Here is a 1227-nt window from a genome sequence, read left to right on the forward strand (position 1 = left end):
GCCGGAGCGGGTGCTGCTGCCGCGGTGGCCTGTGCAGCGGAAGCGGGCGCTGCAGCTGCCGTGGGGGCGGCAGCGGCGTCGGAAGCCCCGGCGGCGGCACCGGAGGCCCCTGCGGCTGCAGGGGCGGCGGGCTCTTCGAACTTGGCGCCGGCCGCGTTGGCCATGTAGGCCACGCCGCGCGCGATCTCGGTGTCGTTGAAATCGCCGCCGCCTTGCGGGGCCATCGCGCCCTTGCCGGCGAGGGCGGAATGCACCAGCGCCTCGAACCCGGTCTTGATGCGCGGGCCCCAGGCCGCGGCGTCACCCAGCTTGGGGGCGCCTGCCGCGCCCGTGGCATGGCAGGCGGCGCATTGGCCCTTGAAGACTTCCTCGCCGGGGCGCAGGGGGCGGTTGGCATCGCGCACTTCCACCATGCCCACCTTCTGGATGCGTTCCGCCAGCGCCCGTTCGGGGTTCGCGGCGCCATCGGCCGGCTTGGTGCCCGATGTCACGTACATCACGAGCCCGATGATGGCGAAGATCGGGACCACAAACGAAAAGAAGACCGTCAACAGCAGTTGCTTGGGATTCTTGATGGGGCCGGTGTGCGCTTCTTCGTGGGGGGTGTCGCTCATGACGTCCTCTATGTATCGGGGGCTTGATGAAACCAGCCGCTGATTATAGGAAGGCTCCCCGGGGCCGGCCGTTAGGGAAAACGGCCGGCTTTTCCTGGCGTTTGCGCTGCATCAAGAACCGGCGGCAGGCATGGGGGTGGCGGCTGTGCGGATCGCCCTTGCGGGCGGGGGCACCACGCCGACGCATCGCAGCGGCCCTGAAAACAAAAACGCCCTGCAAGGACGGTTTTCCTTGCAGGGCGCGGTGCCCGGTCTGGCGGCTAAAGCCGCACCCCCGTGCGTGCCCGAAGCCGTTTTGCGGGGGGGCGCGGGATCAGGAGCCCGAGGCGCGCTCGTCCTGCGGCGTCCAGCCGCCGCCCAGCACCTTGTACAGGGTGATCTGGTTTTGCAGCTGGATGAGCCGCGTCTGCACCACGAGTTGCTCGGAGGTGAACAGCGAGCGCTGGGCATCCAGCAGATCGAGGTAGCTGGACACGCCGTTGCGGTAGCGCAGATCCGACAGCTGCAGGCGCTTGGCGTCCGCGTCCGCCTGGGCGCGCTGCGCCGCCAGCTGCTCCCCGAGGGTGGCCTGGCCTGCGAGGGCGTCGGACACTTCGCGGAACGCGGTCTGGAT

Annotated in this window: 2 protein-coding genes; both read right to left on the reverse strand. The window is 69.7% G+C overall.

Translation table 11 applies throughout. The features are described 5' to 3' along the window. A partial coding sequence (locus tag AC27IQ_RS24925; protein WP_487091207.1) for a c-type cytochrome occupies positions 1 to 614 on the reverse strand: 614 nt, incomplete at its 3' end. Between the two features lie 313 nt (positions 615 to 927). Further along, the coding region (locus AC27IQ_RS24930; protein ID WP_487091208.1) for a TolC family protein at positions 928 to 1227 on the reverse strand (300 nt) is incomplete at its 5' end.

This window comes from Acidovorax sp. KPB24-07, from assembly GCF_057543315.1.